At 38.2% G+C, this 14888-nt stretch carries 19 protein-coding genes; 2 read left to right on the top strand and 17 right to left on the bottom strand.

What is annotated here, in order from left to right:
* Position 1: 1 nt before the first annotated feature.
* The 17 genes from rplE to rpsL form a co-directional block, all read right to left on the bottom strand.
* Entirely contained in the window at positions 2 to 553 is a 552-nt protein-coding gene (rplE, locus tag LCM02_RS01090; RefSeq protein ID WP_224926462.1) for a 50S ribosomal protein L5, read from the bottom strand.
* 2 nt (positions 554 to 555) lie between these two features.
* Positions 556 to 864: a 50S ribosomal protein L24 gene (gene rplX, locus LCM02_RS01085; RefSeq protein WP_224926461.1), complete on the bottom strand. Its 309-nt coding sequence runs from the start codon at positions 862 to 864 to the stop codon at positions 556 to 558.
* Between the two features lie 11 nt (positions 865 to 875).
* Positions 876 to 1247: a 50S ribosomal protein L14 gene (rplN, locus tag LCM02_RS01080; protein ID WP_224926460.1), complete on the bottom strand. Its 372-nt coding sequence runs from the start codon at positions 1245 to 1247 to the stop codon at positions 876 to 878.
* Between the two features lie 2 nt (positions 1248 to 1249).
* A complete protein-coding gene (gene rpsQ / locus LCM02_RS01075) occupies positions 1250 to 1507 on the bottom strand; it encodes a 30S ribosomal protein S17 (RefSeq protein WP_224926459.1) in 258 nt (85 codons plus the stop codon).
* 19 nt (positions 1508 to 1526) lie between these two features.
* On the bottom strand, positions 1527 to 1718 hold the full coding sequence (gene rpmC, locus LCM02_RS01070) for a 50S ribosomal protein L29 (protein ID WP_224926458.1): 192 nt from the start codon (positions 1716 to 1718) through the stop codon (positions 1527 to 1529).
* A 59-nt stretch (positions 1719 to 1777) separates the two neighbouring features.
* Positions 1778 to 2206, bottom strand: a complete 429-nt coding sequence (rplP, locus tag LCM02_RS01065) for a 50S ribosomal protein L16 (RefSeq protein WP_224926457.1) — start codon at positions 2204 to 2206, stop codon at positions 1778 to 1780.
* Between the two features lie 19 nt (positions 2207 to 2225).
* On the bottom strand, positions 2226 to 2939 hold the full coding sequence (gene rpsC / locus LCM02_RS01060; protein WP_224926456.1) for a 30S ribosomal protein S3: 714 nt from the start codon (positions 2937 to 2939) through the stop codon (positions 2226 to 2228).
* Positions 2940 to 2946: 7 nt separating this feature from the next.
* On the bottom strand, positions 2947 to 3351 hold the full coding sequence (gene rplV, locus LCM02_RS01055) for a 50S ribosomal protein L22 (protein WP_224926455.1): 405 nt from the start codon (positions 3349 to 3351) through the stop codon (positions 2947 to 2949).
* A 6-nt stretch (positions 3352 to 3357) separates the two neighbouring features.
* Positions 3358 to 3636 (bottom strand): 30S ribosomal protein S19, encoded by a 279-nt coding sequence (gene rpsS, locus LCM02_RS01050; protein ID WP_224926454.1) that lies wholly within the window; start codon positions 3634 to 3636, stop codon positions 3358 to 3360.
* A 13-nt stretch (positions 3637 to 3649) separates the two neighbouring features.
* Positions 3650 to 4474 (bottom strand): 50S ribosomal protein L2, encoded by an 825-nt coding sequence (gene rplB, locus LCM02_RS01045; RefSeq protein WP_224926453.1) that lies wholly within the window; start codon positions 4472 to 4474, stop codon positions 3650 to 3652.
* Positions 4475 to 4483: 9 nt separating this feature from the next.
* Positions 4484 to 4774 (bottom strand): 50S ribosomal protein L23, encoded by a 291-nt coding sequence (gene rplW / locus LCM02_RS01040; RefSeq protein ID WP_224926452.1) that lies wholly within the window; start codon positions 4772 to 4774, stop codon positions 4484 to 4486.
* 5 nt (positions 4775 to 4779) lie between these two features.
* Positions 4780 to 5409 carry a 50S ribosomal protein L4 gene (rplD, locus tag LCM02_RS01035; RefSeq protein ID WP_224926451.1) on the bottom strand — a complete coding sequence of 210 codons (630 nt, stop codon included), beginning with the start codon at positions 5407 to 5409 and terminating at the stop codon, positions 4780 to 4782.
* Positions 5409 to 6023 (bottom strand): 50S ribosomal protein L3, encoded by a 615-nt coding sequence (gene rplC / locus LCM02_RS01030; protein ID WP_224926450.1) that lies wholly within the window; start codon positions 6021 to 6023, stop codon positions 5409 to 5411. Before rplC ends, rplD begins: the two co-directional genes overlap by 1 nt.
* Positions 6024 to 6174: 151 nt before the next feature.
* Positions 6175 to 6480 carry a 30S ribosomal protein S10 gene (rpsJ, locus tag LCM02_RS01025; RefSeq protein ID WP_224926449.1) on the bottom strand — a complete coding sequence of 102 codons (306 nt, stop codon included), beginning with the start codon at positions 6478 to 6480 and terminating at the stop codon, positions 6175 to 6177.
* An 18-nt stretch (positions 6481 to 6498) separates the two neighbouring features.
* Positions 6499 to 8622, bottom strand: a complete 2124-nt coding sequence (fusA, locus tag LCM02_RS01020; RefSeq protein ID WP_224926448.1) for an elongation factor G — start codon at positions 8620 to 8622, stop codon at positions 6499 to 6501.
* Between the two features lie 11 nt (positions 8623 to 8633).
* Entirely contained in the window at positions 8634 to 9110 is a 477-nt protein-coding gene (gene rpsG, locus LCM02_RS01015; RefSeq protein WP_224926447.1) for a 30S ribosomal protein S7, read from the bottom strand.
* Positions 9111 to 9134: 24 nt separating this feature from the next.
* On the bottom strand, positions 9135 to 9509 hold the full coding sequence (rpsL, locus tag LCM02_RS01010; protein ID WP_224926486.1) for a 30S ribosomal protein S12: 375 nt from the start codon (positions 9507 to 9509) through the stop codon (positions 9135 to 9137).
* A gap of 296 nt (positions 9510 to 9805) precedes the next feature.
* Between rpsL and LCM02_RS01005 the strand changes: the two genes are divergently transcribed.
* Positions 9806 to 11500, top strand: coding sequence for a POTRA domain-containing protein (locus LCM02_RS01005; RefSeq protein WP_224926446.1), 1695 nt, complete (start codon positions 9806 to 9808; stop codon positions 11498 to 11500).
* 181 nt (positions 11501 to 11681) lie between these two features.
* Complete coding sequence (locus LCM02_RS01000; protein WP_317197436.1) at positions 11682 to 14885, top strand: SusC/RagA family TonB-linked outer membrane protein; 3204 nt, start codon at positions 11682 to 11684, stop codon at positions 14883 to 14885.
* Positions 14886 to 14888: the final 3 nt, after the last annotated feature.

Below are 14888 nucleotides of genomic sequence, written 5' to 3'. Positions count from 1 at the left end.
ATTAATTCTTTTTAAATGGTACCCCTAATTCGTGTAAAAGTGATTTTGCTTCTTTATCCGTATTGGCTGAAGTAACAAAGGTGATGTCCATACCACTAATCTTGTTAACTTTATCAATATTGATCTCAGGAAAGATAATTTGTTCCGTAATACCCAAATTATAATTTCCTCTTCCGTCAAAACCGTTAGCCTTTACGCCTTTAAAATCTCTTACCCGAGGTAAAGAGGCAGTAACTAGTCTGTCTAAAAATTCGTACATCTTGTTCTTACGTAAAGTTACTTTTGCACCAATTGGCATACCCTTACGCAATTTAAATGTTGCGATATCCTTCTTTGAAATTGTCGAAACAGCTTTCTGTCCAGTGATCTGAGTTAACTCATCAACAGCATATTCGATCAACTTTTTATCTGCGATTGCAGCACCAACGCCCTTGCTAATTACTATCTTCTCCAATTTTGGAACCTGCATTACATTTTTGTAACCAAATTCTTCGGTTAAAGCAGAAATAATTCTGTCGTTGTAATCTTTTTTAAGTCTTGGCATATTTTCCATAACTATAATACTTCTTTAGATTTTTTTGAAAACCTAACTTTTTTATCACCTTCCATTCGGAAACCAACTCTGGTCGTTTCGCCGTTTTCAACCAACATTAAGTTTGAAAGGTGTAAAGAAGCCTCCTTTTTTACAATACCTCCTTGTGGATTCTCAGCACTCGGTTTCGTGTGTTTTGAAATCATATTCACACCTTCAACGATCGCTCTGTTCTTATCTCTAAGAACTTTGATCACTTTACCTTCTTCACCTTTATGGTCACCGGCCATTACCCTTACGGTATCTCCTGTTTTAATTTTTAGCTTTGTCATCTTTCTACAAATTAAAGCACTTCAGGTGCCAATGATACAATTTTCATGAATTGCTTTTCACGAAGCTCTCTTGCTACAGGACCAAATACACGAGTTCCTCTCATTTCACCAGAAGTTGAATCTAATAACACACATGCATTATCATCAAAACGGATATAAGATCCATCCTTACGTCTAACTTCCTTTTTGGTTCTGATCACAACTGCCTTCGAAACCTGGCCTTTTTTGGCTGTTCCATTTGGAGTAGCCTGCTTCACTGAAACCACAATTTTATCTCCTACTGAAGCGTAACGTTTTTTCGTTCCGCCAAGCACACGGATCACCAAAGCCTCTTTTGCTCCTGTATTGTCCGCTACCGTTAATCTTGATTCTTGCTGTAACATAATTATTTAGCTCTTTCTAAGATTTCTACTAATCTCCAACGTTTTGACTTGCTCAAAGGACGCGTTTCCATGATTCTCACTGTATCACCTTCATTACAATCGTTGTTCTCATCATGTGCCACATACTTTTTGGTGTTCAATACGAACTTACCATACATTGGATGCTTTACTCGTTTCACTTCAGATACTACAATGGATTTCTCCATTTTATTACTTGAAACTACTCCTATTCTTTCTTTTCTAAGATTTCTTTTTTCCATCTCTTCAAATCAATTACAATTATTGTAATTCTCTATTAGTTAATTCTGTGGCGATTCTTGCAACCGTTCTCCTCAAGTTTCTTAATTGTAACGGAGATTCCAATGGAGAAATAGCATGCGCAAGTTTCAGATCAGTATAGTTCTTTTTGAAAATAGCTAACTTTTCCTGTAGCTCTTCTACTGATAATTCTTTAATTTCTGATTGTTTCATGTTTTCTTTGTTAAATTTAATGCTATGCTCACCATTAATCGGCTCACATATCTTAAAAATTAAGCGTTGTCAAAATCTCTTGCAACCACAAATTTTGTTCTTACGGGTAACTTCTGAGCAGCAAGACGCAATGCTTCTCTGGCTACTTCAATGGGTACTCCTCCAACTTCAAACATAATTCTTCCGGGTTTTACAACTGCCACAAAATATTCTGGGGCTCCTTTACCTTTACCCATACGAACCTCTAAAGGCTTTTTAGTAATAGGCTTGTCCGGAAAAATTTTAATCCATAAACTACCTTGTCTTTTCATGTATCTCGTTGCAGCAACCCTTGCCGCCTCGATCTGACGTGAGGTAATTAAATCCTGGTCTAATGACTTAATACCGAACATACCATTTGAAAGCTGGTGGCCTCTCTGGGAGTTACCCTTCATGTTCCCCTTGGCTTTCTGTACCTTACGATATTTTACTCTTTTTGGTTGTAACATTTTCTACGTCTTAAAAAATTTATCTACGAGATTTATTCCTTCCTGGACCTTTACCGCCACCTTGTTTACCTTTCTTAGAAAGACCAACTAACGGAGATAATTCTCTCTTACCATAAACCTCACCTTTCATAATCCAAACTTTCACACCTATTTTACCATAAGTGGTACTCGCTTCTTCCAAGGCATAATCTATATCTGCTCTAAAAGTAGAAAGAGGAATTCTTCCTTCTTTATAAGACTCAGATCTAGCCATTTCAGCACCGTTCAAACGACCTGAAATCTGTACTTTAATACCTTCTGCGTTCATACGCATCGTTGCAGCGATAGCCATTTTGATTGCTCTCCTGTATGAGATTCTGTTCTCAATCTGACGAGCAATACTTGCTGCTACTAATTTTGCGTCAAGTTCCGGACGTTTGATCTCGAAGATATTAATCTGCACTTCCTTACCTGTGATTTTCTTAAGCTCTTCTTTCAACTTGTCTACCTCCTGGCCGCCTTTTCCGATAATGATACCTGGTCTGGCAGTAGTGATAGTAACGGTTACAAGTTTAAGTGTACGCTCTATAATCACACGTGAAACACTTGCTTTATATAATCTAGCATGGATATATTTACGGATCTTGCTGTCCTCAGCAATTTTATCTCCGTAGTCATTTCCACCGTACCAGTTAGATTCCCATCCTCTGATGATTCCTAATCGATTTCCTATTGGATTTGTCTTTTGTCCCATGCTTAAATTAATTGCTTAAATTATTAGTTCCCAAAACCATTGTTACGTGGTTTGAACGTTTTCTGATCCTATGCGCTCTACCCTGAGGTGCAGTACGCAGTCTTTTCAACATAGTCGCGCTGTCAACATAAATTTCTTTAACAAAAAGTCCTGCATCTTCAATGCTTTCATCTTCGTTTTTAGCCTGCCAGTTAGCAATTGCCGACAACATTAACTTTTCAAGATTTACTGAAGCCTCTTTCGGATTGAATTTCAAGATCTGAAGTGCTTTTTCAACTTCAACACCTCTGATCAAATCAGCTACTAAACGCATCTTTCTTGGAGATGTAGGACAACCATTAAGTTTAGCAACGTATGTGTTCTTACGTGCTTCTTTCAGTTGATTTGCTCTTAATTTTTTTCGAACTCCCATAACCTACTATTTTTTACCTTTATTTTTCGCTCCTGCATGCCCACGGAATGAACGTGTTGGAGAAAATTCACCTAATTTATGACCTACCATATTTTCAGTAATATAAACCGGTACAAACTGACGGCCATTGTGAACACCGATTGTCTGTCCCACAAAATCAGGAGTTATCATAGATGCTCTTGACCAGGTTTTGATTACTGATTTCTTTCCTGAGTCTATATTCTTCTGCACTTTCTTTTCTAAAGCGTGAAAAACATAAGGTCCTTTTTTTAACGAACGTGCCATACTTTCTAACTAATTATTTTTTTCTACGTTCAACGATTTGCTTATTGCTCGCTTTAGTCTTGGAACGGGTCTTATAACCTTTTGCAGGAATACCGTTCTTAGATCTTGGGTGTCCACCTGAAGCTCTACCTTCACCACCACCCATCGGATGGTCAACAGGGTTCATTGCAACAGGACGTGTTCTTGGACGTCTTCCTAACCATCTGCTTCTACCAGCTTTACCTGATACAGTCAACTGATGATCTGAATTTGAAACAACACCAATGGTTGCCTTACACGTAAGTAAGATCATTCTGATCTCACCTGAAGGCAATTTGATTGTCGCGTATTTTCCTTCTCTCGCCATTAACTGAGCAAAAGTACCTGCGCTTCTTGCAATAACAGCTCCCTGTCCAGGACGCAATTCAATACAAGAAATCACCGTACCCAATGGAATATTGCTCAAAAGCATTGTGTTTCCAATTTCCGGAGCCACCTTTTCGCCAGAAATTACTTCCTGACCCACTTTTAATCCATTTTGGGCGATGATATATCTCTTTTCTCCGTCTGCATAGTTCAGCAAAGCAATGTATGCTGACCTGTTTGGATCGTATTCTATTGTCTTTACAGTAGCAGGAACACCATCTTTATTTCTTTTGAAATCAATAACACGGTATCTTCTTTTATGACCACCACCTAAAAAGCGCATAGTCATTTTTCCTTCACTGTTTCTTCCTCCTGTTCTTTTGATCGGAGCCAAAAGACTTTTTTCGGGTTTATCAGTCGTTACAACATCAAAATCCGTAACAACTTTAAATCGTTGTCCTGGAGTAATCGGTTTTAATTTTCTTAATGCCATCTTATTTTCTTAGATATTGCTATAAAAATCAATGTTCTCTCCTTCAGCCAACTGAACAACGGCTTTCTTGTAAGCGCCTTTAACACTCGCAACCAGTCCTTTCTTGGTATACTTGGTGGTACGCTTTACCGGATAGTTCATAGTTCTAACGCCCTTAACAGTCACGCCATAAGCGGATTCTACAGCTTCTTTAACTTCTATCTTATTAGCTTCTTTTTTCACAACAAAACTAAAGCAGTTACTCAACTCACTCTGGTCCGTTGCTTTTTCCGTAATAATAGGTTTTATCAATATACTCATGACCCTTATTTGCTAAAATTAGATTCAATTTCCTCCAAACACGATTCAGAAATAACAACTTTGTTCGCATTAAGAACTTTGTAAGTGTTTAATTCTGAGCCGTTTATGACATTAGCTCTCTTCAAATTTCGTGATGACAAATATACATTATTATTTGACCCATCCAACACAAACAAAGATTTTTTGTTTTCCAACTCCAAGGCTTTCAAAATATTAGTAAAGTTTTTAGTCTTTGGAGTGTCAAAATCAAACTTCTCTATGACTAGAATATTCTCCTCTTTTGCCTTGATCGAAAGCGCTGACTGACGAGCCAGTTTCTTAAGACCCTTGTTCAATTTGAAAGAGTAATTTCTCGGTCTTGGACCAAAAGCTCTACCTCCGCCTCTGAAAATAGGAGACTTTATACTTCCTGCCCTTGCAGTACCTGTACCTTTTTGTTTTTTGATCTTACGTGTACTACCCACGATTTCAGCTCTTTCTTTAGCTTTGTGAGTACCTTGACGTTTGTTAGCCAAATGTTGTTTCACATCCAGATAAATAGCGTGGTCATTTGGTTCAATACCAAAAACAGCTTTCGAAAGCTCAACACTTCTTCCGGTTTTTTTCCCGTTGATATCTATTACAGCTACTTTCATTATTTCTGAATAATTACATATGAATTTTTATGACCAGGAACAGCACCTTTTACTACTAAAAGATTTTTGTCCTTTACCACTTTTAAAACTCTAAGGTTTTGAACCTTCACTTTTTCTCCACCCATTCTACCGGCCATTCTCATGCCTTTAAAAATACGAGCCGGATAAGACGCCGCACCAACAGAACCAGGAGCCCTGTTCATACTTTGCTGTCCGTGAGTTCTTTCAGATCCCGCAAAACCATGACGTTTTACAACTCCCTGAAAACCTTTTCCTTTAGACGTACCTGATACATCTACGAATTCCCCTTCTTCAAAGTGATCTACTGAAATTTCATCACCTAATTTAAAATCTTGCTCAAATCCCTGGAATTCAACGACACGTCTTTTAGCAGATGAACCGGCTTTTTTAAAGTGCCCGTTAAGCGCCTTGTTAGACTGCTTTTCTGCTTTGTCATCGAAACCAAGTTGCAAGGCTTCGTACCCGTCAACCTCTTTGGTTCTGACTTGGGTAACCACACAAGGACCAGCTTGAATAACGGTACATGGAATATTCTTTCCATTCTCATCATAAATACTGGTCATTCCTATTTTTTTTCCTATTAACCCAGACATTTTCTATTATTTAATTATTGTTCTCTATTTAAAAAAACAGGGTCAAAATATCTTCAACCCTGAATATATTTTTCCGTTTTTCCCTCGTCAATCGCTCAGGACAAGTAACTGAAATTTCCTTTTCAGCCTTTGATCAGTTCAATCCCCTGGATTAAACTTTAATCTCTACTTCAACCCCACTTGGTAACTCAAGCTTCATTAAAGCATCAATTGTTTTCGATGAAGAACTGTAGATGTCTAAAATTCTTTTGAACGCACTCAATTGAAACTGCTCCCTTGACTTTTTGTTAACGTGTGGCGAACGTAATACCGTAAAAATTTTCTTATGCGTTGGTAATGGAATTGGCCCATTTACAACAGCACCGGTATTCTTCACTGTTTTTACAATCTTTTCAGCAGATTTATCTACTAAGTTATGATCGTAAGACTTTAATTTAATTCTAATTTTCTGACTCATTTTTCTTTTATTAGTAGATTAACCTTGTGCTTTTTTGATCACTTCTTCAGAAACACTTGACGGAGTTTTCTCATAATGAGAGAATTCCATGGTAGAAGTCGCTCTACCAGATGACAAGGTTCTTAAAGTAGTTACATAACCAAACATCTCAGACAAAGGAACATGCGCCTTAACAACTTTTGCTCCAGCTCTGTCGTCCATAGCATTAACCTGACCTCTTCTTCTGTTCAAGTCACCAACTATATCTCCCATGTTTTCCTCCGGAGTAACAACCTCCAGCTTCATGATAGGCTCAAGGATTACTGCCCCAGCTGCTTTAGCTGCTTCTTTGTATCCCATTTTCGCCGCTAATTCGAATGAAAGCGCATCAGAATCCACAGGGTGGAAAGATCCATCCTTTAGAACGATTTTCATCGTATCCATTTCATAACCTGCCAATGGACCATTTTTCATCGCCATCTCAAATCCTTTCTCAACAGAAGGGATATATTCTTTAGGAATATTTCCTCCTTTGATCTCATTGATAAACTGTAATCCATCACCATCAAAATCTTCATCCGCAGGCCCCATGTCAAAAATGATATCGGCAAACTTACCACGACCACCAGACTGCTTCTTGTATACCTCTCTGTGCTGAGCACTTTGAGTAATGGCTTCTTTGTACTCTACCTGTGGCTCACCTTCATTCACCTCAACTTTGAATTCTCGCTTTAAACGATCGATCAAAATCTCAAGGTGAAGTTCGCCCATACCAGAGATAATAGTTTGGCCTGAAGCTTCATCCGTTCTAACCTGGAACGTTGGATCCTCTTCAGCCAGTTTGGCAAGGCCAATTCCAAGTTTATCAACATCAGCCTTCGTCTTTGGCTCAACAGCAACCCCGATAACAGGATCAGGGAACTCCATACTCTCAAGAATAATGGGTGCATTAAGGTCAGACATCGTGTCTCCGGTTTTAATATCTTTAAATCCAACTGCTGCACCAATATCTCCGGCTTCAATGAAATCAACAGAATTCTGTTTGTTCGAATGCATTTGATAGATTCGAGAAATTCTTTCTTTTTTACCAGAACGGTTATTCAGTATGTATGAACCGGCATCCAGTCTTCCTGAATACGTTCTAAAGAATGCCAAACGCCCTACGAAAGGATCTGTAGCGATCTTAAACGCTAAACCAGAAAACGGTTCCTTCACAGAAGGCTTTCTTGAAATTTCCTCTCCGGTTGATGGGTTTGTTCCTACAATGGCATCTTTATCTACTGGTGAAGGCAAGTACCTGCAAACTCCATCCAATAAAAACTGTACACCTTTATTTTTGAAAGCAGATCCACAGATCATTGGGATGATCGCCATGTCCATTACCGCAGCTCTAAGTGCATTATGAACTTCCTCTTCAGTGATCGAATCCTCATCTTCCATGAATTTCTCAAGCAGGTTTTCATCATAAGACGCTACCTCCTCGATCAACAAGGCTCTGTATTGAGCCGCTTCTTCTTTTAATTCTTCAGGAATATCGATAATGTCAAAAGTCGATCCGAAAGACTCATCTTTCCAAATGATCGCTCTGTTTTTTACCAAGTCAACGATTCCTTTAAAATCTGCCTCTTCCCCGATTGGAAGAACAATCGGTACTGCATTGGAACCAAGCATTTCTTTTACCTGAGTACAAACTCTAAGGAAATCTGAACCCTGACGGTCCATTTTGTTTACAAAACCGATTCTAGGCACTTTATAGTTATCTGCAAGTCTCCAGTTAGTTTCAGACTGTGGCTCAACACCATCAACGGCACTGAACAAAAATACCAATCCATCAAGAACCCTTAATGAACGGTTCACCTCAACGGTAAAGTCAACGTGTCCAGGAGTGTCAATAATATTAAAGTGATAACCTTTGGCATCTGCAGTAGGAATTCCGTTCTCAGTTGGAAACTGCCAGGTACAGGTTGTTGCAGCCGAAGTAATTGTAATACCTCTTTCCTGCTCCTGCTCCATCCAGTCCATAGTTGCAGCTCCGTCGTGAACCTCACCAATCTTGTGAGACACACCTGTGTAATATAGTATTCTCTCGGTAGTTGTGGTCTTTCCAGCATCAATATGCGCCGCAATACCAATATTTCTCGTTAATTTTAAATCTCTTGCCATGCTAAAAATTATTAAAATCTGAAATGTGAGAATGCTTTATTCGCATCTGCCATTTTATGAACATCAACCCTCTTCTTAACCGCAGCTCCTTCTTCTTTTACAGCAGCAAGTATCTCACCGGCAAGCCTTTGAGACATACTCTTCTCATTTCTTTTTCTCGCAAAAAGGATCATCCATTTAATTGCCATGGATATCTTTCTGTCAGCTCTAATAGGCATAGGTATCTGAAAAGTGGCTCCACCAACTCTTCTACTTCTAACTTCAACGTGTGGCATTACATTTGACAATGCTTCTTTCCACAATTCTAAAGCAGTCTTTTCTTCATCCTGCTTTTTGCTCTCAACAATATCCAGTGCATCATAAAATACTTTGAATGCAACAGACTTCTTACCATCCAACATCAGGTTGTTTACAAACCTTGTAACCAACTGATCATTAAACTTTGGATCTGGTAATAGGATTCTTTTCTTTGAAATTCTTTTTCTCATTGTTCCTTACATTAAAAGATTTTATTATTTCTTTGGACGTTTGGTTCCGTATTTAGAACGACGCTGAGTTCGTCCCTCTACTCCTGCTGTGTCCAAAGCACCACGAACAATGTGATATTTTACACCAGGTAAATCCTTTACTCTTCCACCTCTAACCAATACTATCGAGTGTTCTTGTAAATTATGTCCTTCACCTGGGATGTAAGCATTCACTTCATTACCATTGGTCAACCTTACCCTAGCAACTTTTCTCATTGCTGAATTAGGCTTCTTTGGCGTTGTAGTGTAAACACGCGTACATACTCCACGACGTTGAGGACAAGAATTCAAAGCAGCCGATTTATTCTTCTTGGTTGTTTTGGTCCTTCCTTTTCGTACTAATTGTTGAATAGTTGGCATTCTATTTTTATAAAATTTTAATTTTAGTTCTCTCTGTTTTTTAAGAGTTTGCAAATGTAGTACTTTTTTATCGTTATTCAAACTATAAATTATTGATTTTTTTAGGTTTATAAAATCAGTTCAAAATCCTCGAGTAATAAAGAGTTCTCAAAATGAAATCATCCCTCCTTCAGGATTTGACTTTGAGCTTGTCTCGGAAGCAGCCAATCCGGCTTGTTATTTTGCTCATGATTAGCATCTTTCACCTTTGATAATCCTAAAAAATAATTGATATTTACCCTTCAATTCAACACCTCTTGTTTAGAAAAGTTACACCATATATATATATACTGTTTTTTTTCATTGCAGTAAACCATGTTTCTTCTCAGCAGAAAAGTTTACAAATCATAATTAATCAGACAGAAACAGCAGACCTCAATGGACCCAAGGACGAATTACTCAAACCAATAGATCAGGATTCTGTCTTACAATTCCTAATGGACTATAAAAAGAGATTGGCCCTTGAAGGATACCTTAGCCCTTTTACGGACAGCATCATTCCTAAAGACTCTTTAATCACTGCTTACATTTCTCCCGGAACAAAAGTAGAAATGGTCAATATTGACCATTCAGGCCTTTCAAAGTCTATTCAATTCAAAAAAGACTTAAAGCTTTTGGCGAAACAGTATAATGATTCCCTGATCAGAATACACGTAAAAGAAATACCTGATCTGATGAATTCTTTGGTCGGTATTTTTGAAGCTCGGGGAAACTCATTTGTTGAATTGCGTCTGGAGGATATTGAAATAAAAGACGGTGAAGCTTATGCAGTTCTTAAATCAGACCTGGATCAATCAAGAAGGATCGACAAGGTCATTGTTAAGGGATATGAAAATTTTCCCGAAAACTACATTAAATATGTTCTTGGTTTAAGAGTAGGTGAAATTTTCAATCAAGACAAGATCAACAATGCCTCCCGGACAGTGAACAACATTTCATTCGTTCAGGAAGTAAAACCACCGGAAGTTTTATTTTCGAACGACTCCACGATCGTATACCTTTATTTAAAAAAAAAGAAGTCAAACCAATTTGATGGTATCATTGGTTTCGCATCTAAAGAGGATGGTGACGGAATATTTTTTAACGGTTACCTTGATCTTTCTGTAAACAACATTTTCAATGCCGGGGAGAACATTGCCTTGTATTGGAAAAGTAATGGGAACGAAAGGCAGCGATTTTTTCTGGAAGCTAATTTACCTTTCCTGTTCAAACTTCCGCTTACACCAAAAATCAACTTTGAAATTTACAGGCAGGACTCTACCTTCAGTAATGTAAAGACAGAATTAAGCCTGGCCTATTCTACCAGGAACAAAGGAAGCATAGAGGGGCGGATCGAGTCAGTAAACTCCAGTGATTTGTCAAACGGCAATGCTTCAGGTGTCGATTCCTATTCTAATTTATTCTTCGGGCTTTCCTATGACTATAATCTTCTGACATCAGATGAACTTTTTCCTGTTCATTTTTATGTAAGGCTCTCGGCCCTTCTGGGATCAAGAGAAAACGAGAGCCGCAATACAAGCCAAAGCAAATTCGGACTTGAGGCTTATTACCTGTATTCAATAGACCGCAAAAATTATGTTTTTCTAAGAAATGTAAGTGGATTGCTTAATTCAGAAGATTATTTTGAGAATGAACTTTTTCGAATAGGCGGGGTATATAACTTAAGAGGTGTTAATGAAGAAAGTATATTTGCTTCTTCCTATACTGTATTCAACCTTGAGTACAGATATAAGCCTAACCCCGGCAGTTATTTCTATACGATTACCGATTTTTCCTATACAGAGAACAAATTCACTGATAAAAGTTCCAGAATAATTAGTCTGGGTCTGGGATACGCGTTTCAAACCAAGGCCGGACTATTGAATCTGAGCTATGCTCTGGGCAAATTTGACAACGAACCAATTCGCTTTGACAACTCCAAGATTCATCTAAAAATTGTCACTAAATTCTAGGGTAACGCAACCAATATTTATTTTTACATCATATAGATAGAAATGCCTTTCTTATTAACAAAGCATTAACCTTTTTTTTAAATTTTTATGTTAAAAACTTGGTATATTAACTTTTTATTAAGATTTTTGGCTCAAATTAATTCAAATAATTTATATAATGAAAACAAAGTTAAGTGGAATTTTGACGCTTTTACTAGCGTTTGTAGTGCAGATTTCATTTGCACAAGAAAGAACTATCACGGGTACTGTGTCGGATGAATCCGGACCGTTGCCAGGTGTTAGTGTTTTGATTCAAGGTACCAATACCGGTACTGAAACTGATTTTGACGGAAACTATTCTCTTGATGCGAATAGTGGTGATGTCATTCAGTTTAGTTTCGTTGGGATGACAACTGTTACAAGAACAGTTGGTGCGGAAAGCACGATCAACGTAACTATGGTCTCTGAAGATAATACCTTGGATGAGGTTGTTGTAACAGCTTTAGGTATTACAAGAGAAAAGAAATCACTAGGTTATGCTACTCAGGAAGTAGATGGCGAACAGGTGAACACTGTTAAAGAGACTAACTTCGTTAACTCTTTATCTGGTAAAGTTGCCGGTATCGACGTTAAAGCAAGTGGTACAATGGGTGGTTCTACCAACGTTGTTATTCGTGGTTATGCTTCGTTGTTTGGTAATAACCAGGCATTGTTCGTTGTAGATGGTGTTCCAGTAAGTAACTCAACTTACAACTCATCAAATCAAAGAACCGGTCGAGGTGGTTATGACTACGGTAATGCTGCTCAGGATATCAACCCGGATGATATCGAAACTGTGAACGTTCTTAAAGGTGGTGCTGCGACTGCTCTTTATGGTTCTCGAGCTGCGAATGGTGTAATTGTAATTACTACGAAAAAAGGTAGACAAAGAGAAGACCAGGCGATAGGTGTAACCATCAACTCTACGATCACTTTCAACAAAATGAACAAAGATACATTTGTGAAGTATCAGAGAGAATATGGTGCGGGTTATGGTCCTTATTACGGTTCAACAGGGTATTTCTTCGACGTTGATTTCAACGGAGACGGACAAACTGAACTGGCAACGGTATCGAGTGAGGATGCTTCGTTTGGTGCTGCATATGATGAAAACTTAGATGTTGTTCAGTGGCAATCTTGGTTCCCTCAATTGGATGAAATAGGTTATGCTAACTATGGTGAAGCTACTCCTTGGTTGGCAGGAGAGAATCAGCCAGATACTTTTTATGAAACAGGTACTACTTTGTTCAACACAGTTGTTTTAGACGGTGCCAATGATCAAGGTCAATTCAAATTAGGATATACCAATACAAATGTTCAGGGTATCTTACCTAACTCAGAAATCCAAAGACATAACTTTGATTTTTCTGGTTCTTGGAAATTTACTGAAAAGTTCACTGCCAGTACTCAGGTAGCTTACAACAGAACTACTGGTAAAGGTAGATTTGGAACAGGTTATGATGCAAATAACGTTAACCAGTCTTTCAGACAGTGGTGGCAAACAAACGTGGACATTCAAGAGCAAAAAGAAGCTTATTTCTTAACTCGTGATAACATTACTTGGAACCCTGCTTATCCTACATCTTTAGCTCCTCAATATTTTGATAACCCATACTGGGTGCGTTATGAAAACTACCAGAACGATGAAAGAAATCGTATTTTTGGAAATATTTCATTGAACTATGAGATCAATGACTGGTTAAGTGTTATGGGTAGAGTTACTATAGACCACTATACTAACTTCCAGCAAGAAAGAACTGCTGTAGGATCGGTTAACATTCCAAACTACAACAGATATAACAACAGTTATATGGAGAACAACTATGACTTGATGTTGAACTTCAATAAGAACTGGGACAAATGGAGTTTACGAGGTGTCGTCGGTACGAACATACTTCGTAGAGACTTCTCTTCAATCTTTGCTTCTACAAACGGAGGATTGAACGTTCCAAGACTTTATGCGCTTTCTAACTCTAAGAACCCTATCAATGCACCAACAGAAAATGAGTATAGTTTAGGTGTTGATGGTTATTATGCGAATGCCTCTGTAGGTTATAATAATATTTTATTCGTTGATGCTTCGTACAGAAGAGATAAGGCCTCTACGTTGCCAAGAGATAACGATGAATACGATTACTACGGATTCTCTGGTAGTTTCTTGTTCTCAAGTCTTTTTGATTCGAACGTAATAGACTTAGGTAAAATTAGAGCTGGTTATGCAAAAACAGGTAACTTTGCTGCTCCATTAACGGTTTACAATACCTATGGTCTTGGAACACCTATTGGAGGTCAGGGTACTGCTTCATTGCCTGCTTCTAACCAGAACCAGGATTTGAAAAATGAGATTACGAATGAAACTGAAATTGGACTTGAAATGTCTATGTTCAAAAACAGATTAGGTTTTGATATTTCTATTTATGACAAGACTTCTGAAGACTTGATTACTCCTGTTTCTATTAGTACTGCAACTGGTTATGCAAGACAATGGTTGAATGCCGGTGAGGTTCAGAATAAAGGTATCGAACTTTCACTTTACGGTTCTCCTGTAAGAACAGAGAACTTCGAGTGGAGAATTGATGTAAACTGGGGTAAAAACGAAAGTGAAGTTCTTTCATTACCTCAAGGTCTTGAGAACCTGCAATTGGCATCGCTACAAGGTGGTGTTACGATCAACGCTGCTATTGGAGAGCCTTACGGTACGATCAAAGGATCTGACTTCATCTATACAGACGGACAAAGAACAATTGATCCTACTACAGGTAGATACTTAAGAACTCCTGACAGAAATCAAGCATTAGGTACTTTCCAACCAGAGTGGAGAGGTGGTATCAATAACAGATTCACATGGAAAGACCTTAGCTTAAGTTTCTTAATTGACATGCAAAAAGGAGGAAGCTATTTCTCTCTTGACAGATGGTACGGTTCTGCAACTGGTATCTACGATTACACAGCTGGTTTGAACAGCTTGGGTAACCCAAAACGTGATCCTGTATCTGCTGGAGGTGGTATTCTTCTTGAAGGTGTTGACCCTGATGGAAATCCAAATACTACCTTTACAAGAATGGACTACTATGCTAACGCACTTGGATATGCAAGAGCTCCAAATGCATTGCATGTTTACGATGCCGGTTTTATCAAGCTTCGTGAATTATCATTAGGATACAGTCTTCCAACAAAATATTTCTCAAAAGGATTTGTTAAAGGATTGACTTTCACATTAATCGGTAGAAACCTTTGGATTATTGACAAAGAAGACCCATATAGTGATCCTGAAGCTGGTTTAAGTGCTGGTAACATTCAAGGTTATCAATCAGGTGCTTATCCAACTACGAAAGATTACGGATTTAGCGTTAAGTTACAATTTTAAAAC

Origin of the sequence: Lutimonas saemankumensis, from assembly GCF_020171465.1 — a bacterium.
GTDB classification, from domain to species: domain Bacteria; phylum Bacteroidota; class Bacteroidia; order Flavobacteriales; family Flavobacteriaceae; genus Lutimonas; species Lutimonas saemankumensis.
The sequence above is the reverse complement of the archived record's forward strand: the minus strand, read 5'-3'. Positions and strand labels throughout refer to the sequence as shown.

What these genes read in the sequence shown, in the direction of transcription:
- rplN (WP_224926460.1), bottom strand. Translation starts at nt 1,247, where the DNA reads ATGTTACAGCAAGAATCAAGATTAACGGTAGCGGACAATACAGGAGCA.
- rpsG (WP_224926447.1), bottom strand. Translation starts at nt 9,110, where the DNA reads ATGAGAAAAAGAATTTCAAAGAAAAGAATCCTATTACCAGATCCAAAG.
- rplD (WP_224926451.1), bottom strand. Translation starts at nt 5,409, where the DNA reads ATGAAAGTAGCTGTAATAGATATCAACGGGAAAAAAACCGGAAGAAGT.
- rpsL (WP_224926486.1), bottom strand. Translation starts at nt 9,509, where the DNA reads ATGCCAACTATTCAACAATTAGTACGAAAAGGAAGGACCAAAACAACC.
- rplP (WP_224926457.1), bottom strand. Translation starts at nt 2,206, where the DNA reads ATGTTACAACCAAAAAGAGTAAAATATCGTAAGGTACAGAAAGCCAAG.
- fusA (WP_224926448.1), bottom strand. Translation starts at nt 8,622, where the DNA reads ATGGCAAGAGATTTAAAATTAACGAGAAATATTGGTATTGCGGCGCAT.
- rplB (WP_224926453.1), bottom strand. Translation starts at nt 4,474, where the DNA reads ATGGCATTAAGAAAATTAAAACCGATTACTCCAGGACAACGATTTAAA.
- rpsQ (WP_224926459.1), bottom strand. Translation starts at nt 1,507, where the DNA reads ATGGAAAAAAGAAATCTTAGAAAAGAAAGAATAGGAGTAGTTTCAAGT.
- rplE (WP_224926462.1), bottom strand. Translation starts at nt 553, where the DNA reads ATGGAAAATATGCCAAGACTTAAAAAAGATTACAACGACAGAATTATT.
- rpmC (WP_224926458.1), bottom strand. Translation starts at nt 1,718, where the DNA reads ATGAAACAATCAGAAATTAAAGAATTATCAGTAGAAGAGCTACAGGAA.
- rplV (WP_224926455.1), bottom strand. Translation starts at nt 3,351, where the DNA reads ATGGGAGTTCGAAAAAAATTAAGAGCAAATCAACTGAAAGAAGCACGT.
- rpsS (WP_224926454.1), bottom strand. Translation starts at nt 3,636, where the DNA reads ATGGCACGTTCGTTAAAAAAAGGACCTTATGTTTTTCACGCTTTAGAA.
- rplX (WP_224926461.1), bottom strand. Translation starts at nt 864, where the DNA reads ATGACAAAGCTAAAAATTAAAACAGGAGATACCGTAAGGGTAATGGCC.
- rpsC (WP_224926456.1), bottom strand. Translation starts at nt 2,939, where the DNA reads ATGGGACAAAAGACAAATCCAATAGGAAATCGATTAGGAATCATCAGA.
- rplW (WP_224926452.1), bottom strand. Translation starts at nt 4,774, where the DNA reads ATGAGTATATTGATAAAACCTATTATTACGGAAAAAGCAACGGACCAG.
- rplC (WP_224926450.1), bottom strand. Translation starts at nt 6,023, where the DNA reads ATGTCTGGGTTAATAGGAAAAAAAATAGGAATGACCAGTATTTATGAT.
- rpsJ (WP_224926449.1), bottom strand. Translation starts at nt 6,480, where the DNA reads ATGAGTCAGAAAATTAGAATTAAATTAAAGTCTTACGATCATAACTTA.